Origin of the sequence: Ammonicoccus luteus (genome assembly GCF_050880385.1) — a bacterium.
In the GTDB taxonomy this organism is placed as follows: Bacteria; Actinomycetota; Actinomycetes; order Propionibacteriales; family Propionibacteriaceae; genus Enemella.
Map to the genome: position 1 here is coordinate 634,698 of NZ_JBNZCI010000001.1, position 25,247 is coordinate 659,944.

A 25,247-nucleotide genomic window follows, 5' to 3' on the forward strand; every position below is an offset into this window, starting at 1 on the left:
CTTGCTCACAAGCGCGAGTCAGACGCCGGACTGCCGCCCGTTGAGCTTCTGCGCGGCCTTGACCTGCGCGGATGCCCGGAGGAACTGCTTGCGGGTCTCCTCGCTCTGATCACCTTCGTCGAGCTTCTTGTTGGCCTCGGCCAGCTCCCGCTCGGCGCGATCCAGAGAGATCTCGCCGGTGGAGGCGAACTCGCTCAGGATGGATACCCGGTTGTGGTCGACCGAGATGAAGCCGCCGTCCACCGCGATGACCTCGCGGGTGCCGTCCGTGGCGAAAACCTCCACCGCGTTGGGCACCAGGAGCGCCAGCATCGGCTGGTGACGGGGCAGAATCCCGACGTCCCCTTCGGACGTCCTGGTGACAACCTGGTTGGCTTCCCCGGACCAGACGACCCGGTCCGCGGAGACCACCTCGACGTGCAGCGGATCGGCCATGCTCAGCCTTCCTTCTGGATCTTGTCCCAGTTCTCCATGACCATGTCCATGCCGCCGACGTTGAAGAACGCCTGCTCGGCGATGTGATCAACATCACCGCGGCAGATCATCTGGAAGCCCTCGATGGTGTCCTCCAGCGGGACGGTCGAGCCGGGCACCTGGGTGAACTTCTCGGCCATATAGGTGTTCTGCGACAGGAACTGCTGGATGCGCCGAGCGCGGGCCACGACGATCTTGTCCTCTTCCGAGAGCTCGTCGACGCCGAGGATGGCGATGATGTCCTGGAGTTCCTTGTTGCGCTGCAGGATCTGCTTCACCTGGATGGCGGTGTCGTAGTGCTCCTGACCGATGTATTGCGGATCGAGGATCCGCGAGGACGAGCTCAGCGGGTCGACCGCGGGATAGAGACCACGCGAGGCAATCTCACGAGAAAGCTCGGTGGTCGCATCCAGGTGCGCGAAGGTGGTCGCTGGTGCCGGGTCCGTGTAGTCATCCGCCGGCACGTAGATGGCCTGCATCGAGGTGATCGAGTGACCACGGACCGAGGTGATGCGCTCCTGCAGCTGCCCCATCTCGTCGGCGAGGTTCGGCTGATAGCCCACCGCGGACGGCATCCGGCCGAGCAGCGTCGACACCTCGGAACCCGCCTGAGTGAACCGGAAGATGTTGTCGATGAACAACAGCACGTCCTGGTTCTGCACATCACGGAAATATTCCGCCATGGTCAGCGCCGAGAGCGCGACGCGGAGACGGGTGCCCGGGGGTTCATCCATCTGGCCGAACACGAGCGCGGTGTCCTTGAACACACCCGCCTCGTCCATTTCCATGATCAGGTCGTTGCCCTCACGGGTCCGCTCCCCCACGCCGGCGAACACCGAGGTGCCACCGAAGTTGTGGGCGATGCGATAGATCATCTCCTGGATCAGCACGGTCTTGCCGACGCCTGCGCCGCCGAACAGTCCGATCTTGCCACCCTGGACATACGGGGTGAGAAGGTCGAGGACCTTGATGCCGGTCTGCAGCATTTCGGTCTTGGACTCGAGCTGCTCGAACTTCGGGGGCTCACGGTGGATGGGCCACCGCTCGGTGATCTCGAGGCTCGCCGGGTCGACGTTGAGGACGTCACCGGTCACGTTCCAGACGTGGCCCTTGGTGATGTCGCCCACGGGCACCGTGATCGGCGAACCGGTGTCCCGCACTTCCTGACCACGACGGAGACCGTCGGTCGGCTTCATGGAGATGGCGCGGACAATGTTGTCGCCCACGTGGAGCTCGACCTCGAGCGTGATGGTCCGGGTGCTGTCGCCCAGGGTGATGTCGACCTCGAGCGCGTTCAGGATGTCGGGCATCTGGTCCGGCGGGAACTCGACGTCCACGACGGGGCCGATGACCCGGGCGATCCGGCCGATGGCGCCGGTCCGGGTCTCGTTCGAATCGTTCAGTGTGGCAGTCATATCCTTACTCCGCGTCCTGGCTAGCGTCGGCGAGCGCGTTCGCGCCACCCACGATCTCGGTGATTTCCTGGGTGATCTCGGCCTGGCGAGCCTGGTTGGCCTCGCGCGTCAGGCGTTCGATCAGCTGCTGGGCGTTGTCCGTCGCCGCCTTCATCGCCTTCTGGCGGGCCGCCAGCTCCGAGGCCGCGGCCTGCAGCAGGCAATAGTGGATGCGGCTCGCCACATAGAGCGGCAGCAGCTTGTCGAGGACCTCTTCGGCATCCGGCTCGAACTCATAAAGCGGGAAGGCCTGGCCCTCCTCGATGGGCTCGTCGGACTCGACGACCTCCAGCGGGAGGAGGCGGATGACCTCGACCTGCTGGGTCATCATCGACACGAAGCGGGTGAAGACGATGTGGATCTCGTCGACACCGCCCTCCTCCGCCGGCGTCTGGAAGGCTCCGATGAGCTCGTCGGCGATCTCCTTGGCGTGGGCATAGTCCGGTGAGTCCGAATAGCCCTCCCACACCTTGGCGACCTCGCGCTCACGGAACTGGTAGTAGGCCGCCGCCTTGCGACCGGCCAGATACGGCACGACCTCGAGGTTCTCGTCCCGCAGGAACTCGGCCAGCGACTCGCCCTGCTTGATCACAGCGGACGAATACGCTCCCGCGAGACCGCGGTCGGAGGTGATGAGCAGCATCGCCGCCCGAGTCGGGTTCTCGGGCTCGGTGGTCAGCACGTGGTCGACGTCCGAGAACGTCGCCACGGCTGAGACCGCTCGGGTGAGCTCCCGGGCATAGGGCGCGGCAGCGCGTGCGCGCTGCTGCGCCTTGATGATCCGGGAGGAGGCGATGAGCTCCATCGCGCGGGTGATCTTCTTGGTCGTGGAGACCGAGTTCCTCCGCTGACGAAGTTCACGCAGACTGGAAGCCATCCTCAGCCCCGCTTCTGCACGACGATCTGCTCCTGCAGCACGTCGTCCTCTTCCAGGGCCTCGGCCTCTTCATGTCCGGCCTTGAGGAACTTGCCGTCCGAGGTCTGGAAACCCTGCTTGAACTTTTCGATCTCGTCCTTCAGCGCGGCGGCGGTGTCGTCGTCGAACTTCTGGGTCTCGGAAATCGTGTGCAGGACCGAGCTCGAGTGGCGCAGGTGATCGAGCAGTTCCTGCTCGAACCGAAGCACGTCCTCCACCGGGACCTCGTCGAAGAGACCGTTGGTGCCGGCCCACACGCTGACCACCTGGTCCTCCACCGGATACGGCGAATACTGCGGCTGGCGCAGCAGTTCGGTGAGCCGCGCGCCACGGTCGAGCTGGCGACGGGAGGCAGCGTCGAGATCGGAGGCGAACATGGCGAACGCCTGCATGTCCCGGTACTGCGCCAGGCCGATCTTCAGGGTGCCGGCCACGTTCTTCATCGCCTTGATCTGCGCCGCGCCACCGACTCGGGACACCGAGATGCCCACGTCCACGGCGGGCCGCTGGTTGGCGTTGAACAGATCAGACTGCAGGAAGATCTGGCCGTCGGTGATGGAGATGACGTTGGTCGGGATGAACGCCGAAACGTCGTTCGCCTTGGTCTCGATGATCGGCAGACCGGTCATCGAACCGCCACCGAGCTCGTCGGAGAGCTTCGCGCAGCGCTCCAGCAGGCGGGAGTGGAGATAGAACACGTCACCCGGGTACGCCTCACGACCCGGCGGCCGCCGGAGAAGGAGGGACATCGCACGATAGGCCTCGGCCTGCTTGGTGAGGTCGTCGAACACGATGAGGACGTGCTTGCCCTCATACATCCAGTGCTGGCCGATGGCCGAGCCGGCGTACGGAGCGATGTACTTGAAGCCGGCGGGATCGGACGCCGGAGCGTGCACGATGGTGGTGTATTCCATCGCGCCGGCCTCCTCCAGCACGCCCTTGACCTCGGCGATGGTGGAGCCCTTCTGGCCGATGGCGACATAGATGCAGCGCACCTGCTTCTTGGGGTCGCCCGACTCCCAGTTGGACTTCTGGTTGATGATGGTGTCGATCGCGAGCGCGGTCTTGCCGGTCTTGCGGTCACCGATGATCAGCTGGCGCTGGCCGCGGCCGATCGGGATCATCGCGTCGATCGACTTGAGGCCGGTCTGCAGCGGTTCGCGAACCTCCTGCCGGTCCATGACGCCGGCTGCCTGGAGCTCGAGCGCACGACGGCCGTCGGTGGCGATGTCGCCCAGTCCGTCGATCGGGTTGCCCATCGCATCGACCACGCGACCGAGGTAGCCCTCGCCCACGGGGACCGAGAGGACCTCGCCGGTCCCGTGGACCTTGGAGCCCTCCTCGATGCCTTCGGAGTTGCCCATGACCACGACACCGATCTCGCGGACGTCGAGGTTCAGCGCGATGCCCATCGTGCCGTTTTCGAACCGCACGAGCTCGTTGGCCATGCAGGAGGGCAGCCCCTCGACCCGAGCAATGCCGTCACCCGAGGTGACGACGGTCCCCACCTCTTCGCGCGAGGAGGTCTCCGGGGTGTAGTTCTGGACGAACTGGTCCAGCGCGTTCCGGATCTCCTCCGGACGAATTGTGAGTTCCGCCATCGTTGCGTCCCTGCTCTCGTTTCTTTCGTTCTATCCGTTGTGGATGTTGTCGGAGTGCTCTTGTGACCAGCAGCGCCTCGGGGGTCCGGTCCGTTGGCGCTGCGCGCCCCGGCCCCACCGGGCCGGGGCAGGAGTTCAGTGGATCCTGCGCCGCGCGTCGTCGAGACGCCCGGCGACGGTCCCTTCGATGACCTCGTCACCCAGCTCGACCCGGACACCGCCCAGGACGTCCGGATCCACGACAACATGCATCGCGACCTCGCGCCCGACCTGACGACTCAGCGCCGCCCGCAACCGCTCGTGCTGCTCAGGCGTGAGCGGCCTGGCGACCCGCACGGTGGCCAGGCCCCTGCGCCGCAGATCTGCGGCCAGAGCCAGATAGCCCTCCACGGTGTCGACATAGCTGCCGCCACGGTTTCCGACCGCTCGGCGGGCAAGGACGACCGTGGCCTCATGGGCCTTGCCGTCCAGGAGCCTGGTCACCAGACCCTGCCGGGCATCGACCTCGCTGCGACGATCCCGCAGGGCCTCGCTGAGGTGTTGGTCCCCCACAACGGCTCGCCCGAAGCGGAACAGTTCGTCCTCGACATTGTCGAGTTGTCCATTCTGCTGGGCGGCCCGCAGCTCGGCGCGCACGCCCTGGCGTTCAACCGCCGAGATCAGGGAACGTCCTCCGGACCAGCGCATCCCGACCGCCTGCTCGACCACCCAGACAGCGGCGGGCGAGATGCGATCCGTCAGCAGCTGGCGGGCCAGTGCCTTTCGCTGTTCCTCGGGGAGGCCCGGGTCGGTGAGGCTGCGGCGCAGGGCCGGCTGGCCCTCGATCGCGTCGACAACCGCGAAGAGCTCACCGGCCAGAGTGGAGACGGGCTGCTGCTCGTCGAGCACCCTGTCCAGTGCGCTCAGCCGGCTCTCCTCGGCTGCGCTGCTCATGCCTGCCCCTGCGCCGTCGTTCCACCGGTGGCAACGGGCTGCGCTTCCAGGTCGGCGATGAAGCGGTCCACCGTGCGGCGGGCACGCTCATCATCGTCCAGCGATTCGCCGACGATGCGACCGGCGAGGGTGGTGGCGAGCCCACCGACCTCACCGCGCAGCTGCGCGATGGTCTGGCTCCGTTCAGCCTCGATCTGGGCCTTCGCATTGGCGATCACCCGCGCGGCCTCGGCGTCAGCCTGCTCTCGCAGCTCCGCCTTGATGCGGGCACCCTCGTTCTTGGCCTCTTCCCGGATGCGGGCAGCCTCCTGGCGGGCCTCGGCGAGCTGCGACTGGTATTCCTCCAGCGCGGCCTGTGCCTCAGCCTGTGCCTTCTCGGCCTTCTCCATGCCGCCCTGGATCGCAGCCGTACGCTCCGCGTACATCTTTTCGAACGCCGGGACAACCTTCGCGCGGATCACCAAGAAGACGATCAGCAGCAGGATGATGCCGGCGATGAACTCCGACCAGTAGTGCGGCCACAGCGGACCCAGCAGTTCGGCTGGTCCGCCTGCCATGGGGGTGACCACGATCAGCCCAGAACGAAGGCGAGGGCAATGCCGATGATGGCGAGCGCCTCAACCACGGCGAAGCCGATCCACGCGGTGCCCATGAGGGCGCCACGGGCTTCCGGCTGACGCGCGGTGCCGTTGATGACAGCCGCGAAGATCATGGCAACGCCAAGGCCCGGGCCGAGCGTGGCCAGACCGTAGCCGATCATGTTGATCGAGCCATTGATTTCCATGAGGGTCATTGCGTTTCCTTTCGGAGGTTTCCCCTGCCCGGTTGTCGGTCAAGGGCAGGGAGTCTGGGGTTGGATCAGTGCTCTTCGGCGGTCGCCGATTGCACATAGGAGGCGGTCAGAACCGTGAAGACATAGGCCTGGAGCGCACCGATCAGGATCTCCAGCGCGAAGATCGCGAAGGAGAACGCATAGGAGACGCCGCCGGCGACCCGATAGAACAGGCTCTCGCCCTGGGTTATGAGGTACGCACCACCCACCACGAACACCAGCACAACGAGGTGACCGGCGAACAGGTTGGCGAACAAACGGAGGGCCAGAGTGACCGGGCGCACGATGAAGTTCGACAGGAACTCGATCGGGATGATGATCGGGGTGAGCCACCAGGGCACACCGGCGGGGATAAGGCTGTTCTTCAGATAGCCGAAGAATCCGTGCTTGGCGACCCCCGCGCCGTTATAGACGAACCAGGCCATCACCGCGAACGCATAGGCATAGCCGATGTTCGAGAACGTCGGGAACATGAACGGCGCGAAGATGCCGAACCAGTTGTTGATCAGCAGGAAGGAGAACAGCGCCAGCAGGAACGGCAGATAGCGCCGGAAATCCGCACCCAAGGCGTCCCGGGCAATGCCGTTCCGGACGATGTCATAGACGCTTTCGGCGAGGAACTGGCTCTTGGTCGGCACGACCTTGAGGCGGCGGGCGACGAGCCACCACAGCAGGATCACCAGGATCGCAGCGATGATCGCCTGAACGAGCGGCTTGTTGAACCAATCGAGACCAGCGATGAAGCCGCCGTCGAAGACGAAGTCGTTCTCGCCGGGGGGCACGTAAGGACCGCCGGTCTCTAGTGGCGGCAAGATATTCATCAGCGGACCCACGCTGCCTCCTTGGGTGAACACACTCATCAGCTAACCTGCCCGTAACGCCGGATGATCAAAATCACCGACAACGCTGTGCCCACCACGATGCCCACGGGCAGCAGGAATGTGGTGTGGAGGAAGTGGTCACCGAGCCATCCGAGACCACCGTAGAGGACGGGACCGGAGATCAGATAGGACAACACTCGATAGCCCTGTTCGGTGCCTCCGGTGTCCTTCATCGCGGTCGGGACATTACCAGTCGACTTCTGGTCCGTCACTTCTCGACTCCCCTCTCGACGGGCTCGTCGAAGTTGGGGATGCGCAGCTTGGAGAAGACGATCACTTCGCCCGCGATCCAGCCCACGACTGTGGCAACAGCGGTGATGACGAGCGGCGCCGCGAGGAGCCGGCTCTCCCCACTGGCATTGCCCAGATAGAGGAACAGCAGCCCGCCCAGAGCGGCCACCCGTGCGATATAGGACGCCACCGAGGCGCGGAAGACGGTTCGCGCCGGGGCATCGGCAACCTGGATTTGGACCCACTGGCCGACGGTATAGAAGAGCACGACCATCGCGGCGGCGAGCCCGGCGCTCGCGAGCCCGGGCAGACCGTCGCGCACGAGAAAGATCCCCACGCAGGTGAGTGCGGCGACGTGCGCCCCGGCAAGGCCGCCCGCCAACAGTCGACGAGCCCGAACCACCGCGATGCTGGGTCCCGACTGGGAGGGCCTGACGGCTACCTCGTCAGCCGAACCGGTCATCGTGATCATCGTCTCGCTGTCTGTCGGGGCACGGGCACACGACGGCTCGGCCGTCGGTGAACTGGCTTGTGAAACTTAGCACAATCTACTCAGGGGCGTGCCGTTCGTTCAGCCATGGACACGTGGTCGGCCCACTGTCAGGGGAGGTCCTGAATCCGTGCCTCCGCCTGGCGCTCGGCCCTGCGGACGACCCGTTTAGCGACCGGATCGACCGCTGGCCGCCCGCTGCCGACCGTGAAATAGGTGACCACGCCCATCGCTGCCAGCACGCCCACCACCATCGGCCAGTGGGGATAGAAGCCGATGAGGATGACGCCGAAGGAGATCAGGGCGGACCAGACGTACATGAGGATGACCGCACGCCGGTGCGAATGTCCCTGGTCCAGCAATCGGTGGTGCAGATGCTGTTTGTCCGCCACCCAGAACCAAGTGCCGCCGTACGTCCGGCGCAGGAACGCGAGCACGAAATCCAGGAACGGCAACGCCATGATCGCGAGGGGAAGGATCAACGGCAGGTACGCCGCCATCAGTCCGGTCTCGGTCGTCTGCAGGCCCGAGGAATCGATCTGGCCGGTGAGTGAGATCGTCGAGGTCGCCAGCATCAGCCCGAGCAGCAACGCACCCGAATCGCCCATGAACATGCGCGCGGGGAAGAAGTTGTGCGGCAGGAAGCCCAGACACACACCCGCGATCGCGATCGTGAGCAGGCTGGCGGTCGTCGCGCGCGGAAGGGCGAGGCTGGCGACGAGGAGATAGGAGTACGCGAAGAACGCGAGCGCGCCGATCGCCACCACTCCCGAAGCCAGTCCGTCCAGCCCGTCGACATAGTTCACCGCGTTCGAGCACAGCACGATGAAGAACACGGTCACGGCAATCGAGATCGAATCGTCGAGCGAGATGATCGTGTTGGGCAGCGGGATCCAGAGCATCTTCACGCCGTTGGCCACGACCAGTCCGGCGGCCAGCACCTGTCCGGCAAGCTTGGTGATCGCGTTCAGCTCGAACAGATCGTCCAGCACCCCGACCGCGCAGATCAGAACTCCCGCGATCAGAACCGCCCGGAAGTCGTGTTGGATCAGCAGGTTCCGACCGAGGAACGGCAGGTGGGTCGCCACGACGAACGCGACGGTCACGCCGCCGAGCATCGCGATGCCACCGAAATAGGGAATCGGGATCGCGTGGACATCCCGGTCCCGGACTCGGGCAACGGCTCCGGTGCGCAACGCGAGCCTGCGGCACAACCCACTGAGCAGATAGGTCGTGGTCGCGGTCACGAACAGCACCAGGAGGTATTCGGTCATGCGTCAGCCGGTCTCGTCGCGCGCCTGGGTGGAGGTTTCGTCGGTGTCGCCGGCGGGTTCGTCCGCCCGTGCGGAGTCCAGCGGGATCCGCTCCTCGAGATAGGGCACGACCGCACGCAACTGCTCAAGCGTGAGAGATCCGGGGCGGACGACGATACCGTAGTCGGAGGCGGTGAAATCGACGATCGTCGACGGCACCTGGCCGGGCGTCGGCCCGCCATCGAGATAGATCTCGACCGCGTCACCCAGTTGGTCCCGGGCCTCCTGCGCTGTGACGGCCGCCGGCTGACCGGTGCGGTTGGCGCTGGACACGGCGAGCGGCCCGGTCGCCCGGAGAAATTCGCGAGCCACGTCGTGATCGGGGACCCGCACCGCGATGGTTCCCTGCGTGTCCCCCAAGTTCATCGACAGGCTGGTCTGGGCCTGCAGGATCAGCGTGAGCGCACCGGGCCAGAAGTGTTCGGCCAGCTTCTTGGCCGCATCCGGGATGTCCCGTCCGAGCGCCATGAGCACGCCCGGGTCGCCGATGAGCACGGGCGGCGGCATGTCCCGCCCTCGACCCTTTGCGTCGAGCAGGCGCTGGACAGCGGCCGGGGAGAACGCGTCGACGCCGATGCCATAGACGGTGTCGGTCGGCAGAACGACACAGGCGCCGGAGCGAACGGCCGCAACCGCGGTCTGGACCGCGTCCTCCCGCTGGTCACCGGCACAGCTCAACAGTCTCCCCCGGTCCGGGGCGGCTTCCTGGTCGGGCTGGGACATGTCGGTCACGCCGCCATCCTGCCACTTCCCGCCCGGGCCGGCCCTTCACGACCCATCGCGGGACACCAGTCTCCAGGTCCGGCTCATCGACGGGTCGCGGTGAGGAAGCGGGGCCGGCCCGTGAGGTCCTCGTGATCGCGGACCGCTGCCCAACTCCCCTGGTCGACGAAGACGGCCGGCGCCGATTCCGCCTGGACCTCGGCGTGTTCGGCACACAACCAACCCCCGGGACGCAACAAACGCGCACCGGTCACGGACAGCACGCGCAGGGCATCGAGCCCGTCGGCGCCGGAGAACAGGGCGAGCGGTGGTTCGTGTTTGCGCACTTCCTCGGTCACGCCGAGATACGCGTCCAGCGGGACGTACGGCGGATTGCAGATCACCACGTCCACCTGTCCGGTCAGCCCCGGCAGCGCGTCGGCCATGTCCCCCTGGATGAGGTCGACTCCCGTGCCGGCGAGGTTCCGGGCGGCGTACGCGTACGCCTCCCCCGACAACTCCACGGCCACCTGACGGCACCCGGGCGCTTCCACGGCCACAGCCAGCGAGATCGCCCCCGAACCGGCGCAAAGCTCGACGACCAACGGTTCGCGGCCCTCCTCCTGGAGGGCGCGCACCCGCTCGATCGCCAGCCCGGTCATGACCTCGGTCTCCGGGCGGGGCAGGAACACGCCGGGTCCCACCTCGACCCGCACTGTTCGGAACCAGGCCTCACCGGTGATGTGCTGGAGCGGGATGCCGTCGGCACGTTGGTGGAGGGCGGTGGTGTACGCAGCGGTCTGCGCCACGTCGGGAGACGGCGCGGTGAACAGTTCGGCCAGCGTGAGTCCCATCGCGTGGGCCAGCAGGATCCGGGCATCGGCCTGCGGCGAGGGCTGGCCGGCCAGCGTCAGGACCTCCGTGCCAGCCCGGAGCGCGGCCGCGGCGGAAGCCCAGTCACCCATGCGTGCCGTCACCGACCCGGGCGAGGCGCTGCGCCAGATCGGCCTCCTGCAGAGCCGTCACCACAGCCGACAGATCGCCGGCAAGGACAGCGTCGAGGTTGTAGGCCTTGAACCCGATTCGGTGGTCGGCGATGCGGTTCTCGGGGAAGTTGTAGGTCCGGATCCGTTCGCTGCGGTCGACCGTGCGGATCTGGGAGGCACGGGCCGACGACGCTTCCGCTGCGGCCTGTTCCTCCGCAAGCGCAGTGAGCCGGGAGCGAAGCACACGGAGCGCCTGGGCCCTGTTCTGGAGCTGGGACCGCTCGTTCTGGCACGAAACCACCAGCCCGGTGGGCAGATGCGTGATGCGCACTGCGGAGTCGGTGGTGTTGACGCCCTGTCCGCCCTTGCCGGAGGACCGGAACACGTCGACGCGCAGGTCGTTCTCGTCGATCTCGATGTCGGTGTCCTCGACCTCGGGCATGACGAGCACTCCGGCCGCCGAGGTGTGCACCCGTCCTTGGGTCTCGGTCACGGGGACACGCTGCACCCGATGCACGCCGCCCTCGAACTTGAGCACCGCATAAGGCATGGCATCGGGCTCGGCATGGGCGCCGGCCTTCACGGCGACGGTGACCGACTTCACTCCCCCGAGGTCGGTTTCCTGCGCGTCGAGAATCTCGATCTTCCAGCCGCGGGATTCGGCATAGCGGGTGTACATCCGCAGCAGATCCCCGGCGAACAGCGCCGACTCCTCGCCACCCTCGCCGGATTTGATCTCCATGAGCGCGTCGGCCGAATCGTTGGGATCGCGCGGGGCCAGCAGCCGCGTGAGGCGCTCGGCGACCTCCTCGGCACGCCCGGCCAGGTCCTCCGCCTCCTCGGCGAACGCCGGGTCATCCGCCGCCAGTTCCCGGGCCGCGGCGAGGTCACCCAGCAGTTCCTCGTGCTCCGTGAGCGCCTTGACGACGGGGGTGAGCTCGGCATAGCGCCGAGCCAGCCGCCGGGCGAGTGCGACGTCGCTGTGGACACCCGGGTCCGCAAGCCGCGCCTCGAGCTCGGCGTGTTCTGTGCGCAGGGGCGCAGCGGACTCGAACATCTCGCTCCCTTCCCGGGTGGACGGCTGCCTGCGGACGACAAACGCCGGGCACCCGGTTCTCCCGGGCCCCCGGCGTTGTGCAGACGTGCTTACTTCTTCTTGCCGATCTTGGCATTGCCGAAGCGCTTCTCGAAGCGCGCGACGCGGCCGCCGGTGTCGAGGATCTTCTGCTTGCCCGTGTAGAACGGGTGGCAGTTGGCACAGACCTCGGCACGGATGATGCCGTTGTCGGCAGTGCTGTTGGTCACGAAGGTGTTGCCACAGGTGCAGGTCACCCGGGTCTCACCGTAGTTGGGATGAATCCCCTGCTTCATGATGTCTCCTTGAGAGGTTGATGCCCGGGTCCCCGATCGGAGATGTGGGGTGAACCGGACCGACTGTCCATTCTGCCGCAACGCGTCCGCGCCGCCAAATGTTCCCGCGGGTCAGTCGTCCCGGCCCGGCGTGGTCTTGGAGATGACCAGCAGGAACTCGTTGTTCGACTTCGTCTTCTTCATCCGGTTGAGCAGCATCTCGAGCGCCTGCTGCCCGTCCAGACCCGACAGGACCCGACGGAGCTTCCAGATGATCGCGAGCTCCTCACGGCCGAGCAGCAGCTCTTCACGCCGCGTACCCGACTGAACCGCGTCAATCGCCGGGAAGATCCGCTTGTCGGCGAACTCGCGCCGCAGCCGCAGCTCCATATTGCCGGTGCCCTTGAACTCCTCGAAGATGACCTCGTCCATCTTGGAGCCGGTCTCGATCAGCGCGGTCGCGAGAATCGTCAGCGAACCGCCGTTCTCGATGTTGCGGGCGGCGCCGAAGAACTTCTTGGGCGGATAGAGCGCCGCCGAGTCGACACCACCGGAGAGGATGCGGCCGGAGGCGGGTGCGGCGATGTTGTACGCACGACCCAGGCGCGTGATGCCGTCCAGCAGCACCACGACGTCCTTGCCCATCTCCACCAGACGCTTGGCGCGCTCGATCGCCAGTTCAGCGACCAGCGTATGGTCGCTGGCGGGCCTGTCGAACGTGGACGCGATGACCTCCCCCGAGACGGTGCGCTGGAAGTCTGTGACTTCTTCAGGACGCTCGTCGACGAGGACGACCATGAGGTGCACCTCGGGGTTGTTCTCGGTGATCGCGTTGGCGATGTGTTGCATGATCATCGTCTTGCCCGCCTTGGGCGGGGAGACGATGAGCCCGCGCTGCCCCTTGCCGATCGGCGACACCAGGTCGATGATGCGGCCGGTCATGTTGAGGGGCGTGGTTTCCAGCCGCAGGCGTTCCTGCGGATAGAGCGGGGTGAGCTTGCTGAACTCGACGCGACCCTTCGCCTGCTCCGGGTCGTGGCCGTTGACGGTGTCGAGCCGCACGAGCGGGTTGAACTTTTCCCGGCGCTCGCCCTCACGAGGCTGCCGCATGGCGCCGGTGACGACATCACCCTTGCGCAATCCGAACTTGCGCACCATCGACAGCGACACATACGCATCGTCGGAACCGGGCAGATAGCCCGAGGTGCGCACGAACGCATAGGAGTCGAGCACATCCAGAATGCCGGCGATGTTGACGAGGACATCGTCCTCGCTGATCACCGGATCGGCGTCGAGCCGATCGAGGCCGGTGTTGCCCCGCCCGCGGCGGTTCTGACGATCCCGACTGCGACGCCGGCGGCTGCGACGGCTGCCGCCACCATCATCGTCGAAATCGCGGGAGTCGTTCCGGTTGCCGCTGTCACGGCCGGACTGCTGGCTGTCACGCTCGGACTGCTGACCATCACGCCCGGACTGCTGGCTGTCACGGCCGGACTGCTGATTGTCACGGCCGGACTGCTGCCGGTCGCCCGAATCCCGGCGGTTGCGCTGAGGACGCTCGCCCGAGTCGTCGCCCTTGGCGTCGTTCGACTCCTGCTGGCCCTCGCCTGCTTCACCACCGCGCAGCTCTGCCTCGAGCCGCCGGCCGAGCTCCCGACGGGTCTCCTCATCGGAGCCCGACTCCTCCGTGCGACGTTCCCGTCGGGCGCGGCGGCCCTCACGCTGACCGCCGTCCTCGGTGCCCGAGCCACCCTCCTGGTTCGGCTGGATTTCGGCCTCGCCGGCCGACTCCGACCGCCCACGCTCCGACTGACCACGCTCGTCCTGGCCACGCTCCGACTGACCACGCTCGTCCTGACCGTGCTCTGACCGGCCACGCCCGACACGGTCGCTGCCGTTCTCCTGAACGGGCCGATCCGCCCGCGATGAGCGCGCGCCGGAATCGCCCGTGCCGGACTGCGCCGACTTGATGGCATCGATAAGGGCGCTCTTGCGCATCGTCCCGGTCCCGCGCAGCCCGAGGCTGGAAGCCAACTGCTTGAGCTCGGGAAGCAGCATGGCCTCCAGGCCGGAACCCTTGCGACGACGTCCGGAGGAGATCTCCGTTGCGGTCTCGGCCTCGCTGCCGGCCACTGTGGGCGTCGCTTCGGTGGTTTCTGTCACTGGTGTCCTTTCGGTCCAGCCGCGTCGTTCCGGGTGAACTCGCTCGGCCGGGGCGGACCACATGAACGTGGTGGTGATTCTGCTCAGGTCGGAGCCTCGCGGAGCGATGGCATCCAAGGGGGTGACCCTCCAGCGCTCCGGGCGTGCAACCACGTGGTGTGCTGAGGAATCGGGCGCCAGACCTGTGCGGCGCGCAGGGAACGACAAAAATCTTCCCGTTGGCATCCACACTAGCACCGCATCGGGAGCGGCCCGCAACCTTCATCCACCGAACAACACGGCAGCGGGTCCGAGACCGTCACCCGATGATTTCGGCGGGCCCTCCGACATCGAGCGTGTGCCGACGGAACACGCCCGCCTCCGAACCGTCGAGCTCGACTGCCTTGGCCGCGTCGGTCAGCACCAGCACGGTCGGGCCGGCACCGCTGATGACCGCACCGAATCCGCGGCCGCGCAGGCTCCGCACGAGCTGCGCGGCCTCCGGCATCAGCTCAGCCCGATAGTCCTGATGCAGCCATTCGCGCGTGGCGGCATGCAACAGGGCGGGTTCGTTGGCGAGCGCGTGGGTCAGCAGGGCCGCGCGGCCGGAGTTCTTCGCGGCATCACCATGCGGCACCACATCCGGCAGGGCCTTGCGCGCGGCCTTGGTGGCCACCGGTGCCGGATGGACATAGGCGAACAGGCGGACATCCTGGTGAATGTGCCCGGATGCCGCGTGCACGGTGCCGGGCGCGTTCTCCTCATCGACCCAGGTCAGGACGAAGCCGCCGAAGATTGCGGCGGCCACGTTGTCCGGGTGGCCTTCCACCTTGTTGGACTCGGTGAGCAGCCACTGCCGGTCCACCTCCTCCTCGGGGCGGGCCAGCGCCCAGGCGGCCAGGAGGCCGGCAACCGTCGCCGCAGCCGACGAACCCAGTCCGCGCGTGTGCGGGATCGTGTTGTGGGCCACGAGACGTACGCCCGGCGCGGCCGCCCCGAGCGCCGCGAGCCCTTGGTCCAGACAGCGGATGACCAGGTGCGAGCGGTCGCGCGGCACGAAGCCGGCGCCTTCCCCGGTCACCTCGACCTGAACACCGGAACTCAGCACCTCGATGGTGCAGTCGTCGAGCCAGTCGAAGGCGAGGCCCAGACTGTCGAAGCCGGGCCCCAGATTGGCTGTGTTGGCGGGCACGCGCAGATGAACCCGACGCCCCGCCGGGAGCATTTCCCCGGCCACCGGCTCAGGCCAGCCCGATGGCGTCGGCCACGGCCATCGCCTCCGGGGCGACGACCTCTGTGCGGATATCGATGCCCGACAGGGCGGTGTCGATGTCCTTGAGACCGTTGCCCGTGACCGTGATCGTGATCCTCTGACCGGATTCGAGCTCGCCCGCGGCATGAGCCGCCAGGAGCGCAGCGATGCCCGAGGCGGAAGCAGGCTCGACGAAGATGCCCTCGTGGGCGGCCAGGAAACGCTGGGCCGCGAGGATCTGCTCATCGGAGACGGCGGTGAACTGTCCGCCGGATTCGTCGCGGGCGGCGTTGGCCAGGTCAGCGGAGGCGGGGTTGCCGATCCGGATCGCGGTGGCGATCGTCTCAGGGTTGAGCACCGGGTGGCCCAGGACGAGCGGTGCCGCACCCTCGGCCTGGACGGCCCACATCCGGGGGCGCTTGGTTGCCTTGCCGGCGTCGGCGTACTGCTTGAAGCCCCGCCAGTAGGCCGGCATGTTCCCGGCGTTGCCGATGGGCATCACATGCAGATCGGGGGCGTCGCCGAGCGCGTCGACGATCTCGAAGGCCGCGGTTTTCTGACCCTCCAGACGGAACGGGTTGACCGAGTTGACCAGCGCGACCGGATAGGCCTCGGCCAGCTTGCGGGCCACCGTGAGGCATTCGTCGAAGTTGCCGTCGACCTGGACGATCTGGGCGCCATAGACGATCGCCTGGGCCAGCTTGCCCTTCGCGATCTTGCCCTGCGGCAGCAGCACGATCGGCTTCATCCCGGCGCGGACCGCATAGGCAGCGGCCGACGCCGACGTGTTGCCGGTGGACGCGCACACGACCGCTTGGGCGCCCTCAGCCTTGGCCTTGGACACCGCCATCGTCATGCCGCGGTCCTTGAACGAACCGGTCGGGTTGGCCCCCTCGACCTTGATCCACACCTCGCAGTCGAAGCGGGCGGAGAGGACGGGCGCTTGGACAAGCGGGGTGCTCCCCTCGCCGAGACTCACCACCGGGTCACCGGACTCGATCGGCAACCACGTGCGATAGCGCTCGATCAAACCGGACTGCACCGCGCTGAACTGGCGTTCGTTCGCCATCACTCACCCTCGACTCTCATGACCGACAGAACCTCGTGCACCTGCGGCAAATCGCCCAACGCCCGCACGGTCGCGCTCAGCGCTGCTTCAGGCGCGGCGTGTGTGACCAGCACGAGCCGCGCACCGGCTTCGTCGGAGCGCAGGGACGCCTCCTGCCGCATCGTCTGCACCGACACGTGGTGGTCGGCGAAACAGGCAGCGACGGTGGCCAGCACGCCCGGCTGGTCGACCACTTCGAGGCTGATGAAATAGCGGGTGACGACATCGTCCATGCTCATGACCCGGCGGTTCGCGTACGCGGACTCGCCCGGGCCCGATGTCCCGCGCACCCGGTTGCGCGCGACGGTGACGAGGTCGCCCATGACCGCGGAGGCAGTCGGGTCGCCGCCCGCGCCAGGACCATAGAACATCAGCCGGCCGGCATTCGTCGACTCGACGACGACGGCGTTGTAGGCACCGCCCACCGAGGCCAGCGGGTGACTGTTGGGGATCATCGCGGGATGGGTGCGCACCGAGATGAAGCGCTCGCCCTGCACGATCTCGGACCGGCAGATGGCGAGCGCCTTGACCGTGCAGTCCATGGACTTGGCGGCGGCTATGTCGGAGCTGCTGATCTCGGTGATGCCCTCGCGGTGCACGTCGTCGGCGGTCACGCGGCTGTGGAATGCCAGCCCGGCGAGGATCGCGGCCTTCGCCGCCGCGTCGAAGCCCTCGACGTCGGCGGTCGGATCGGCTTCGGCATAACCGAGAGCCTGCGCCTCGGCGAGCACCTCGTCGAACCCGGAGCCCTCCGTGTGCATCTTGTCGAGGATGAAGTTGGTGGTGCCGTTCACGATGCCCATGACGGTCGTGACGTCATCGCCGACCAAGGACTCGCGCAGCGGGCGGATGATCGGGATGGCGCCGGCGACGGCGGCCTCGTAGTAGAGGTCCACCCCCGCCTGCTCGGCGGCCTCGAACAACCGCGGCCCGTCCTCGGCCAGCAGCGCCTTGTTGGCGGTCACCACGGATGCTCCGTGCTCGATCGCGGTCAGGATCAGGCTCCGGGCCGGCTCGATGCCGCCGATGACCTCGACGACGAGATCGACGTCCGGCCGGGCGACGAGGCCCTCGGCGTCGGTGGTGAACAGGGCCGGATCCAATCCGGCGCGCTCGACGCCGGTGCGGCGGACGGCGATGCCCGCCACCTCCAGGCGTCGCCCGACGCGGGCGGCCAGATCGTCTGCATGGTCGGTCAGCAGGCGGGCGACCGCCGATCCGACGACACCACAACCGAGCAGGGCCACCCGCAACGGTTCGTCGGCGGTTGTCTGTGCCCCCACGGCGGAGTCGGACGGGCTCGTGATCATGGGTTCAGACTCTCCCTGTTCGTCGTGCACGGTGGACTGGGTCGGTTCATTCTCATGCCTGTGCGGGCGTTTGGTCGAACCGGTACGCCAGGCGATCCTGCCAGCCGGGCGATGCCCCGCGGGCTGCGGTCACGCATCCGGGGCGTAGCCGGCGTCCAAAGCCAGCAGGTCGGCCATCGTCTCCCGCCGGATGAGCGTCGTGAGCTCACCGTCTCGGACGGACACCACGGGCGGCTTCAGCGCGTGGTTGTAGTTGTTCGCCATCGAGCGACTGTAGGCACCCGCGCCCGGCACCGCGATGACGTCCCCGGGGGTGATGTCGGCAGGCAAGAACTCGTCGCGGACGAGAATGTCACCGGACTCGCAGTGCTTGCCGACCACGCGGCACAACAGGGGCCCCGCGTCCGACCGACGGGATGCAACGGTGGCCGAATATTCGGCGCCGTAGAGGGCGGGACGGATGTTGTCGCTCATGCCGCCGTCGACCGACACATAGCAGCGCTGGACGCCCTCAGCGAGGTCGACCATCTTCACCGTGCCGACGCGATAGAGCGCCATGCCGGGGGTTCCGCTGATCGCGCGACCGGGCTCGACCGAAAGCCTCGGGACGTTGGTCAGCTCGAGGCCTCGGCACTCGCGCCGGACCAGCGCCTCCATGGCGCCGGCGAGATATTCCGCGGAGCGCGGCCGGTCGGCGCTGATATAGGGAATGCCGAACCCACCGCCCAGATCGAGCTCGGGCAGATCAACGCCCGTGCGATCGAGGAACTCCTTGTGCAGTTCCAGCGTGCGCCGGATCGCAACCTCAAAGCCGGCGACTTCGAAGATCTGGGAACCGATGTGGGAGTGAATGCCACGCAGGTCCAGATCCGGGGCCCGGTGACAGGCGAGTAGACCCTCGAGCGCCTGCCCGCCGGTGATCGACAGACCGAACTTCTGGTCTTCGTGAGCGGTGGCGATGTACTCGTGCGTGTGCGCCTCCACACCCGCCGTCACGCGCACCATCACGCCAACCCGCACCTGGCGCTCGGCGCAGATCTCCTGCAGCCGTTCGATCTCGGTGAGGGAGTCGACGATGATCCGGCCCACTCCGACCTCGACGGCCTGCGTCAGCTCCGCCACGGTTTTGTTGTTGCCGTGGAAGCCGATGCGTTCGGCGGGCATGCCGCCGGCCAGTGCCACGGTGAGTTCGTTGCCCGAGCACACGTCCATGTTGAGCCCCTCCTCCGCGATCCAGCGCGCGCTGGTCGTGCACAGGAACGACTTCGCGGCATAGAACACGTCCCAACCGTCGAAGGCAGCCCGGAACTCGCGGGCGCGGGCGCGGAAGTCGAGTTCGTCGATCACGTACGCCGGAGTCTCCACCCGGTCGACGATCTCGCTGACGGCCAAGCCACCGACTCGCAGCACGCCGTCCGCTCCGCGCGTCACGGTCCGCGACCACAACTTGGGGTCGAGCGCGTTCACGTCCACCGGGGTCTGGAGCCACTTGGGTGCGGGCGTCACGGTGTCTGCGTGGATCGCTCCGGCAACGTGCATGTGAGTCATGCCCCGAACTGTGCCAGATGGTGGCAATCCGCCGAAAATTGTCTGCTACTGTGTTCGTCGGCCCAAAACGCCGGGCCCCCGTAGCTCAGGGGATAGAGCACCGCCCTCCGGAGGCGGGAGCACAGGTTCGAATCCTGTCGGGGGCGCCATCAGTCGGGACCGTCGCGTGATTCGAGCGACTCCCTGCGAGCGACTACCCTGCGTCTGTGCCGCTCTCTTCCTCCTCCGCGACCGCAACCGGTCCGCGCACCGACGCCCGTGCGGCCACCGCTCTCCGGACCGCCGACGGGGACCTCCGGCCGCTGCCGGTCATCGTGGTCATGCTCGTCACGCGGGTCGTGATCGCGTGGAACTGGGTCGTGCCCGAGGAGTTCGCTCTCGGTGACATCCCTTATTACTGGAGCCGCATCTCCGAGCTGGGCGAGGTCGGCATTGAAGCGACGATGCGGGAATACCCGACCCCGATGGTTTGGCTCTTCTCCATCCCCCACTGGCTCGGCGGCGGGACCGAGGACGGCTACGCGGGGTGGTTCGTGGCGTTCATTCTGGCAGCCGATCTGACGTTCTGCGCCCTGATCGCTGCGAGCCGTCTGCCGCGCCGGGGCTGGGCGATCGCCCTCTGGTCGGTGGCATGCATGGCGCTGGGCCCGCTGATCTGGCTCCGCTTCGATCTGGTGCCATCGGTGATCGTCGGCGGTGCACTGCTCCTCGCGGCCCGGCGGCCGGCAACCGCGGGAGGACTGCTGGCAGTGGGAGCCGGCACCAAACTCTGGCCCGGTGTCTTCTTGCCTCTGTTGCTGAACCGGCCCCGCACCGGGGGCGGGCGGAGCTGGGTGGCGCCCACCGTCGGGTTCGTTGTCACCGGCGCCGCGCTCGTGGTCGCCAGCCTTGTCGCGGGTGGCTGGACCCGGTTGGTCTCACCCCTGGTCTGGCAGTCCGACCGCGGCCTGCAGATCGAGTCCGTGCCGGCATCGGTTCTCATGACTCTCCGGGCGATCCGGCCGGCGCGCTGGGAGATCACCATCTCGCAATATCAAGCTTTCGAAATTTTCGGGGCAGGGGTCGAAGAGTTCCTGGTGGTCGCCGATGTGTTGGCGGTCGTCGGGGTCGGCCTCGGGCTCGCCGTGGTCGTCTGGCACTGGCGCAGGGCGTACGCAGACCCCGCTGGCTGGGCCACGGGCGCCGCCGTGGCGACCATCGCCATCGTGGGTCTGCTGATCGTGACCAACAAGACGCTGAGTCCGCAGTACGTCATCTGGCTCGCCGGTCCGGTCGCCGCCCTGGTCGCGGGGCACCGACCCGGCGTACGCGGATCGCGCGCGGCGCCGGTCGTGCGCTGGTCTGTCCTCCTGCTCGCGACAGCTGCCCTGACCCATGTGGTCTTTCCGGAGTTGTACGACCGACTCAACGGCATGGCCGACGACCCGGTGTGGTCGCCTTGGGCGACGGTCGCGCTGGTGCTCCGCAACTTGTTGCTGGTCATTTTCACCGCAGACGTCGTGCGGCATGCGTTGCGAAGAAATCCGAGGACGGTGGCCCCCGGGAGCGACGGCTTTGGGTACCCTCGGTTGAAGGCTTAGCCTCAGACACAACCAGGTGAAATTCACTTAATCGGAAGAAGGCGATTGTGGCCATCGCGCCCGAGCAAGAGCAGTCCGACTTCGGCGCCAACGACTGGCTCCTCGAAGAGATGTACGAGCAGTACCAGGCCGACCCGTCGTCGGTCGATCCCCAGTGGGCGGCCTATTTCAAGGCCCGCGGAGCCGGTGGCAACGACGCCCCCGCGAAGCGCGATGAAGCCCCGACCAAGCGGGACGAAGCCCCGCCGAAGCGTGCCGGCGCCCCGCCCAAGTCTGCTGCTCCCCCCGCCGACGAGAAGCCGGCTGCCAAGGGCGCCGCCCGCAAGGACACTCCGCACCAGCCCCCGGCCAAGCGGCCGGAGCCGAAACCGGCCCCGATGAAGTCTGCCGCCGAGACACCGGCTCCCGATCTGCCACCCGCCAAGGTTGAGCGCGCCCCCAACGCTCCCCGGGCGACCGTCGAGGGTCCGAACGTCGTGCGTGACCTGCGTCCGGACCGCCGGGCTGCCGGGGGCCTGCCGGCCGACCCGCCGAATCCCACGGTTCGCGAGGCCGCCGGCGACAATGTGCCGACCCGCACGATCCTGCGGGGCGCCACCGGCCGGACCGCGAAGAACATGGACCTGTCGCTGGCGCTGCCGACCGCGACCAGCGTCCGCACGATCCCGATGAAGCTGGTCATCGACCAGCGCATCGTCATCAACTCTCATCTCCGGCGTTCGCGCGGCGGCAAGATCTCGTTCACCCATCTCATCGGCTATGCCATGATCCGGGCGCTCCGGGACATCCCGGAGATGAACAACCACTACGACGAAACCGACGGCAAACCGACGATGGTGGAGCCGAACACCATCAACCTCGGCATCGCGATCGATCTGGCCAAGGGCGACGGCACCCGGCAGCTGATGGTGCCGAGCATCAAGGGCTGCGAGGACCTCGACTTCGCGCAGTTCTGGGCGGCCTATGAGGACTTGGTCGCGAGGGCCCGCAAGGGTGAGCTCCAGCTGCCCGACTTCGCCGACACGACCCTCACCCTGACCAACCCCGGCGGCCTCGGCACGCAGCACTCGGTGCCGCGGCTCATGCCGGGACAGGGCACGATCATCGGGGTCGGCAACATCGACTTCCCACCGGAATACCAGGGCGCCGATCCCGAGCGCCTGAACGACATCGGCGTCTCCAAGATGATGACGCTGACGTCGACCTATGACCACCGGGTCATCCAGGGCGCGCAGTCCGGCGAATATCTCCGCCGCATCCACGAGTTGCTGCTGGGCGACGGCGGCTTCTACGACGAGATCTTCAGCGCTCTGCGTGTGCCCTATGCCCCGATCAAGTGGAGCACCGACGCATCGGTGAACCGCGAGTCCCAGGTCGGCAAGCAGGCACGCGTCCTGGAGCTGATCAACGCCTATCGGACCTCCGGCCACTTCATGGCCGATATCGATCCGCTCGAATACCGCCAGCGTTCGCACCCGGACCTCGAGATCGAAACCCACGGCCTGACGCTGTGGGACCTCGACCGGCCGTTCGCGACCGGCACCTTCGGCGGCGACAAGCCGTTCATGCAGCTGCGCGAGATCCTCGGGGTGCTGCGGGACTCCTACTGCCGCCAGGTCGGCATCGAATACATGCACATCCCCGACCCGGACCAGCGCAAGTGGATCCAGGACCGGATCGAGAAGCACGGCGAGAAGCTGCCCCGCGAGGAGCAGCTGCGGATCGTGGACAAGTTGAACGAGGCCGAGATCTTCGAGACCTTCCTGCAGACGAAGTTCGTCGGGCAGAAACGGTTCTCCCTCGAGGGCGGCGAGGCCGCGATCGTGCTGCTGGACGAGATCTGCGACGGAGCCGCCAACTCGGGTCTCGACGAGGTCTGCATCGGCATGCCCCACCGCGGCCGGCTGAACGTGCTCGCGAACATCGTGGGCAAGTCCTATGGCCAGATCTTCCGCGAGTTCGACGGCAACCTCGACCCGCGCACGGTCGAGGGCTCGGGCGACGTGAAATATCACCTCGGCGCCGACGGCCAGTTCACGGCGCTGTCGGGCCGGACGATCCGCACGTCCGTCGCGGCGAACCCGTCGCACCTGGAGGCGGTCAACCCCGTCCTCGAGGGCATCGTCCGCGCCAAGCAGGACCTGCTGAACCGCGTGAACGAGTTCCCGGTGCTGCCGGTGCTCATCCACGGCGATTCTGCCTTCGCCGGTCAGGGCGTGGTGTTCGAGACCATGCAGATGTCGCAGTTGCGCGGTTATCGCACCGGCGGCACGATCCACGTGGTCATCAACAACCAGATCGGGTTCACCACTCCCCCGTTCGCCTCCCGCAGCTCGGTCTATTGCACCGACGTCGCCAAGACCGTGGGCGCCCCGGTGTTCCACGTGAACGGCGATGACCCCGAGGCCTGCGTCCGCGTGGCGCGGCTGGCGTTCGAGTTCCGGCAGGAGTTCAACAAGGACGTCGTCATCGACGTGGTCTGCTATCGCCGTCGCGGCCACAACGAGGGCGACGACCCGAGCTTCACCAACCCGTTGATGTATGACCTGATCGACCGCAAGCGCTCCACCCGCAAGCTCTACACCGAAGCGCTGATCGGCCGTGGCGACATCTCCACCGACGATGCCGAAGCCGCCATGACCCGCTTCCAGCGTCGACTGGAAGAGGTGTTCCAGGAGGTGCGGGACGATCCGGACGACCTCGCCGACTACAGCCGCGTGCCGAACTACCCGATCAAGCGCGGCCGGCACGAGCCGACGTCGATCACCCCGGAGATGATGCGGCTGATCTCCCAGGCGCACATCAACGTCCCGGACGGATTCACCGTCCACAACAAGGTGCTCCCGCAGCTGGAGCGCCGCGCCAAGGCGATCCTGAACGGACCGATCGACTGGGCCACCGCCGAGATCCTCGCGTTCGGCTCGCTGCTGCTGGAGGGACGTCCCGTCCGGTTGACCGGTCAGGACTCGCGCCGCGGCACGTTCTCCCAGCGGTTCGCCGCCGTGGTCGACCGCAAGACCGACGACCACTGGGTGCCGATCCGCAACATGCAGAAGGGCCAGGCCTATTTCCAGGTCTTCGACTCCCTGCTGAGTGAGTACGCGGTGCTCGGCTTCGAATACGGCTATTCGGTCGTGCGGCCCGAGGCACTGGTGCTGTGGGAGGCGCAGTTCGGCGACTTCGTGAACGGTGCCCAGACGATCACCGACGAGTTCATCTCGTCGGGTCAGGCGAAGTGGACGCAGAAGTCCGGCATCGTGCTCCTGCTGCCCCACGGCTACGAGGGCCAGGGACCGGACCACTCGTCCGCGCGAATCGAGCGCTGGCTGCAGTTGTGCGCGGAGGACGCGCTGGCCGTGTGCCAGCCCTCGACGCCGGCGAGCTATTTCCACCTGCTGCGCACGCATGCGTACGTCAACTGGCACCGCCCCCTGATCGTCGCCACGCCGAAGTCGATGTTGCGCAACAAGCGCGCGGTGTCGCAGCCGGAGGACTTCACCGGCGGCAAGTGGCGTGCGCTGATCGACGACGAGTCGATCCAGGATCCGAAGAAGGTCAAGACGATCATCTTCTGCTCCGGCAAGGTGCGTTGGGACTTGGAGAACGCCCGCGAGAAGGAGGGCCGGCAGGAGGAGATCGCGATCTTCGCGTTCGAGCGGCTCTATCCCCTGCCGGATCGGGAGCTCGCGAAGGCGCTGCAGCCCTATGGGCACGTCACCGACATCCGGTGGGTCCAGGACGAGCCGGAGAACCAGGGTGCCTGGCAGTTCATGGCCTATCACCTGCCGGCCGCGGTCAAGGAGTTCCTGCCCGATCGCGACCTGCGGATGACACCGATCACCCGCCCGGCGTCGTCTGCCCCGTCGGTGGGCCTCGCCAAGCATCACGAGCAGGAGCAGGCGGAGCTCATCCGCACCGCGATGCTCCGGGCCGAGGATCTGTGAGATGTATTTCACCGATCGCGGCATCGAAGAACTCGAGAGTCGCAGGGGCGATGAGGAAGTGAGCTTCCTCTGGCTCGGCGAACAGCTGCGGACGTTCGTCGACCTGAACCCCGAGTTCGAGACGCCCGTCGAGCGGCTGGCCACGTGGCTGGCGCGGCTCGACGACGAGGACGACTGACAATCGGGGTACGCGCAGTGGG

At 67.1% G+C, this 25,247-nt stretch carries 22 protein-coding genes, 1 tRNA gene and 1 pseudogene; 4 read left to right on the forward strand and 20 right to left on the reverse strand.

The genetic code is table 11. The annotated features are described in order from the left end of the window. Window positions 1–18 precede the first annotated feature (18 nt). The 20 genes and pseudogenes from ACQ260_RS02965 to lysA form a co-directional block, all read right to left on the reverse strand. Window positions 19–435 carry a F0F1 ATP synthase subunit epsilon gene (locus tag ACQ260_RS02965; RefSeq protein ID WP_432557906.1) on the reverse strand — a complete coding sequence of 139 codons (417 nt, stop codon included), beginning with the start codon at window positions 433–435 and terminating at the stop codon, window positions 19–21. A 2-nt stretch (window positions 436–437) separates the two neighbouring features. Beyond that, window positions 438–1,889 carry a F0F1 ATP synthase subunit beta gene (gene atpD / locus ACQ260_RS02970; RefSeq protein ID WP_432557907.1) on the reverse strand — a complete coding sequence of 484 codons (1,452 nt, stop codon included), beginning with the start codon at window positions 1,887–1,889 and terminating at the stop codon, window positions 438–440. A gap of 4 nt (window positions 1,890–1,893) precedes the next feature. Then, window positions 1,894–2,805 (reverse strand): F0F1 ATP synthase subunit gamma, encoded by a 912-nt coding sequence (locus ACQ260_RS02975; RefSeq protein ID WP_432557908.1) that lies wholly within the window; start codon window positions 2,803–2,805, stop codon window positions 1,894–1,896. A gap of 2 nt (window positions 2,806–2,807) precedes the next feature. After that, the gene (gene atpA / locus ACQ260_RS02980) at window positions 2,808–4,445 is read right to left on the reverse strand and encodes a F0F1 ATP synthase subunit alpha (protein WP_432557909.1); all 1,638 of its coding nucleotides are present in this window, start codon (window positions 4,443–4,445) and stop codon (window positions 2,808–2,810) included. 135 nt (window positions 4,446–4,580) lie between these two features. Further along, entirely contained in the window at window positions 4,581–5,378 is a 798-nt protein-coding gene (locus tag ACQ260_RS02985; RefSeq protein WP_432557910.1) for a F0F1 ATP synthase subunit delta, read from the reverse strand. Further along, on the reverse strand, window positions 5,375–5,935 hold the full coding sequence (locus ACQ260_RS02990) for a F0F1 ATP synthase subunit B (RefSeq protein ID WP_432557911.1): 561 nt from the start codon (window positions 5,933–5,935) through the stop codon (window positions 5,375–5,377). Before ACQ260_RS02990 ends, ACQ260_RS02985 begins: the two co-directional genes overlap by 4 nt. Before the next feature lie 14 nt (window positions 5,936–5,949). Beyond that, complete coding sequence (locus ACQ260_RS02995; RefSeq protein WP_432557912.1) at window positions 5,950–6,171, reverse strand: ATP synthase subunit C-like protein; 222 nt, start codon at window positions 6,169–6,171, stop codon at window positions 5,950–5,952. Window positions 6,172–6,236: 65 nt separating this feature from the next. Beyond that, window positions 6,237–7,034 (reverse strand): F0F1 ATP synthase subunit A, encoded by a 798-nt coding sequence (gene atpB / locus ACQ260_RS03000; RefSeq protein WP_432558356.1) that lies wholly within the window; start codon window positions 7,032–7,034, stop codon window positions 6,237–6,239. A gap of 35 nt (window positions 7,035–7,069) precedes the next feature. Next, the gene (locus ACQ260_RS03005; protein ID WP_432557913.1) at window positions 7,070–7,303 is read right to left on the reverse strand and encodes an AtpZ/AtpI family protein; all 234 of its coding nucleotides are present in this window, start codon (window positions 7,301–7,303) and stop codon (window positions 7,070–7,072) included. Beyond that, complete coding sequence (locus ACQ260_RS03010; protein WP_432557914.1) at window positions 7,300–7,785, reverse strand: hypothetical protein; 486 nt, start codon at window positions 7,783–7,785, stop codon at window positions 7,300–7,302. The genes ACQ260_RS03005 and ACQ260_RS03010 overlap by 4 nt, the downstream gene beginning before the upstream one ends. Before the next feature lie 137 nt (window positions 7,786–7,922). Next, complete coding sequence (locus ACQ260_RS03015) at window positions 7,923–9,086, reverse strand: MraY family glycosyltransferase (protein ID WP_432557915.1); 1,164 nt, start codon at window positions 9,084–9,086, stop codon at window positions 7,923–7,925. A gap of 3 nt (window positions 9,087–9,089) precedes the next feature. Then, window positions 9,090–9,788: pseudogene (locus tag ACQ260_RS03020) on the reverse strand (L-threonylcarbamoyladenylate synthase); the annotation flags it as partial. Window positions 9,789–9,931: 143 nt separating this feature from the next. Continuing rightward, window positions 9,932–10,792, reverse strand: a complete 861-nt coding sequence (gene prmC / locus ACQ260_RS03025) for a peptide chain release factor N(5)-glutamine methyltransferase (RefSeq protein ID WP_432557916.1) — start codon at window positions 10,790–10,792, stop codon at window positions 9,932–9,934. Next, window positions 10,785–11,870: a peptide chain release factor 1 gene (prfA, locus tag ACQ260_RS03030; protein ID WP_432557917.1), complete on the reverse strand. Its 1,086-nt coding sequence runs from the start codon at window positions 11,868–11,870 to the stop codon at window positions 10,785–10,787. The genes prmC and prfA overlap by 8 nt, the downstream gene beginning before the upstream one ends. A gap of 89 nt (window positions 11,871–11,959) precedes the next feature. Next, window positions 11,960–12,184, reverse strand: coding sequence for a 50S ribosomal protein L31 (rpmE, locus tag ACQ260_RS03035; protein ID WP_432557918.1), 225 nt, complete (start codon window positions 12,182–12,184; stop codon window positions 11,960–11,962). Window positions 12,185–12,295: 111 nt separating this feature from the next. Next, window positions 12,296–14,221: a transcription termination factor Rho gene (gene rho, locus ACQ260_RS03040; RefSeq protein ID WP_432558357.1), complete on the reverse strand. Its 1,926-nt coding sequence runs from the start codon at window positions 14,219–14,221 to the stop codon at window positions 12,296–12,298. Window positions 14,222–14,624: 403 nt separating this feature from the next. Then, window positions 14,625–15,497, reverse strand: a complete 873-nt coding sequence (thrB, locus tag ACQ260_RS03045) for a homoserine kinase (protein WP_432557919.1) — start codon at window positions 15,495–15,497, stop codon at window positions 14,625–14,627. Between the two features lie 49 nt (window positions 15,498–15,546). Then, entirely contained in the window at window positions 15,547–16,626 is a 1,080-nt protein-coding gene (gene thrC, locus ACQ260_RS03050) for a threonine synthase (protein ID WP_432557920.1), read from the reverse strand. Continuing rightward, window positions 16,626–17,972 carry a homoserine dehydrogenase gene (locus tag ACQ260_RS03055; RefSeq protein WP_432558358.1) on the reverse strand — a complete coding sequence of 449 codons (1,347 nt, stop codon included), beginning with the start codon at window positions 17,970–17,972 and terminating at the stop codon, window positions 16,626–16,628. Before ACQ260_RS03055 ends, thrC begins: the two co-directional genes overlap by 1 nt. Window positions 17,973–18,104: 132 nt before the next feature. Next, window positions 18,105–19,523, reverse strand: a complete 1,419-nt coding sequence (lysA, locus tag ACQ260_RS03060; RefSeq protein WP_432557921.1) for a diaminopimelate decarboxylase — start codon at window positions 19,521–19,523, stop codon at window positions 18,105–18,107. Between the two features lie 74 nt (window positions 19,524–19,597). On the opposite strand from lysA, the gene ACQ260_RS03065 reads away from it, so the two are divergent. From ACQ260_RS03065 to ACQ260_RS03080, 4 genes are all read left to right on the forward strand, one after another. Next, a tRNA-Arg gene (locus ACQ260_RS03065) sits at window positions 19,598–19,672 on the forward strand. 57 nt (window positions 19,673–19,729) lie between these two features. Continuing rightward, window positions 19,730–21,103, forward strand: coding sequence for a glycosyltransferase 87 family protein (locus ACQ260_RS03070; protein WP_432557922.1), 1,374 nt, complete (start codon window positions 19,730–19,732; stop codon window positions 21,101–21,103). A 47-nt stretch (window positions 21,104–21,150) separates the two neighbouring features. Beyond that, window positions 21,151–25,047, forward strand: a complete 3,897-nt coding sequence (locus ACQ260_RS03075) for a multifunctional oxoglutarate decarboxylase/oxoglutarate dehydrogenase thiamine pyrophosphate-binding subunit/dihydrolipoyllysine-residue succinyltransferase subunit (protein ID WP_432557923.1) — start codon at window positions 21,151–21,153, stop codon at window positions 25,045–25,047. 1 nt (window position 25,048) lies between these two features. Continuing rightward, window positions 25,049–25,225, forward strand: a complete 177-nt coding sequence (locus ACQ260_RS03080; RefSeq protein ID WP_432557924.1) for a DUF6104 family protein — start codon at window positions 25,049–25,051, stop codon at window positions 25,223–25,225. Window positions 25,226–25,247 lie beyond the last annotated feature (22 nt).

What these genes read in the sequence shown, in the direction of transcription:
- prfA (WP_432557917.1), bottom strand. Translation starts at nt 11,870, where the DNA reads ATGTTCGAGTCCGCTGCGCCCCTGCGCACAGAACACGCCGAGCTCGAG.
- ACQ260_RS02975 (WP_432557908.1), bottom strand. Translation starts at nt 2,805, where the DNA reads ATGGCTTCCAGTCTGCGTGAACTTCGTCAGCGGAGGAACTCGGTCTCC.
- rho (WP_432558357.1), bottom strand. Translation starts at nt 14,221, where the DNA reads ATGCTGCTTCCCGAGCTCAAGCAGTTGGCTTCCAGCCTCGGGCTGCGC.
- ACQ260_RS02965 (WP_432557906.1), bottom strand. Translation starts at nt 435, where the DNA reads ATGGCCGATCCGCTGCACGTCGAGGTGGTCTCCGCGGACCGGGTCGTC.
- atpD (WP_432557907.1), bottom strand. Translation starts at nt 1,889, where the DNA reads ATGACTGCCACACTGAACGATTCGAACGAGACCCGGACCGGCGCCATC.
- lysA (WP_432557921.1), bottom strand. Translation starts at nt 19,523, where the DNA reads ATGACTCACATGCACGTTGCCGGAGCGATCCACGCAGACACCGTGACG.
- ACQ260_RS02990 (WP_432557911.1), bottom strand. Translation starts at nt 5,935, where the DNA reads ATGGCAGGCGGACCAGCCGAACTGCTGGGTCCGCTGTGGCCGCACTAC.
- ACQ260_RS03015 (WP_432557915.1), bottom strand. Translation starts at nt 9,086, where the DNA reads ATGACCGAATACCTCCTGGTGCTGTTCGTGACCGCGACCACGACCTAT.
- ACQ260_RS02985 (WP_432557910.1), bottom strand. Translation starts at nt 5,378, where the DNA reads ATGAGCAGCGCAGCCGAGGAGAGCCGGCTGAGCGCACTGGACAGGGTG.
- rpmE (WP_432557918.1), bottom strand. Translation starts at nt 12,184, where the DNA reads ATGAAGCAGGGGATTCATCCCAACTACGGTGAGACCCGGGTGACCTGC.
- atpA (WP_432557909.1), bottom strand. Translation starts at nt 4,445, where the DNA reads ATGGCGGAACTCACAATTCGTCCGGAGGAGATCCGGAACGCGCTGGAC.
- prmC (WP_432557916.1), bottom strand. Translation starts at nt 10,792, where the DNA reads ATGGGTGACTGGGCTTCCGCCGCGGCCGCGCTCCGGGCTGGCACGGAG.
- thrC (WP_432557920.1), bottom strand. Translation starts at nt 16,626, where the DNA reads ATGGCGAACGAACGCCAGTTCAGCGCGGTGCAGTCCGGTTTGATCGAG.
- ACQ260_RS03080 (WP_432557924.1), top strand. Translation starts at nt 25,049, where the DNA reads ATGTATTTCACCGATCGCGGCATCGAAGAACTCGAGAGTCGCAGGGGC.
- ACQ260_RS03010 (WP_432557914.1), bottom strand. Translation starts at nt 7,785, where the DNA reads ATGACCGGTTCGGCTGACGAGGTAGCCGTCAGGCCCTCCCAGTCGGGA.
- ACQ260_RS02995 (WP_432557912.1), bottom strand. Translation starts at nt 6,171, where the DNA reads ATGACCCTCATGGAAATCAATGGCTCGATCAACATGATCGGCTACGGT.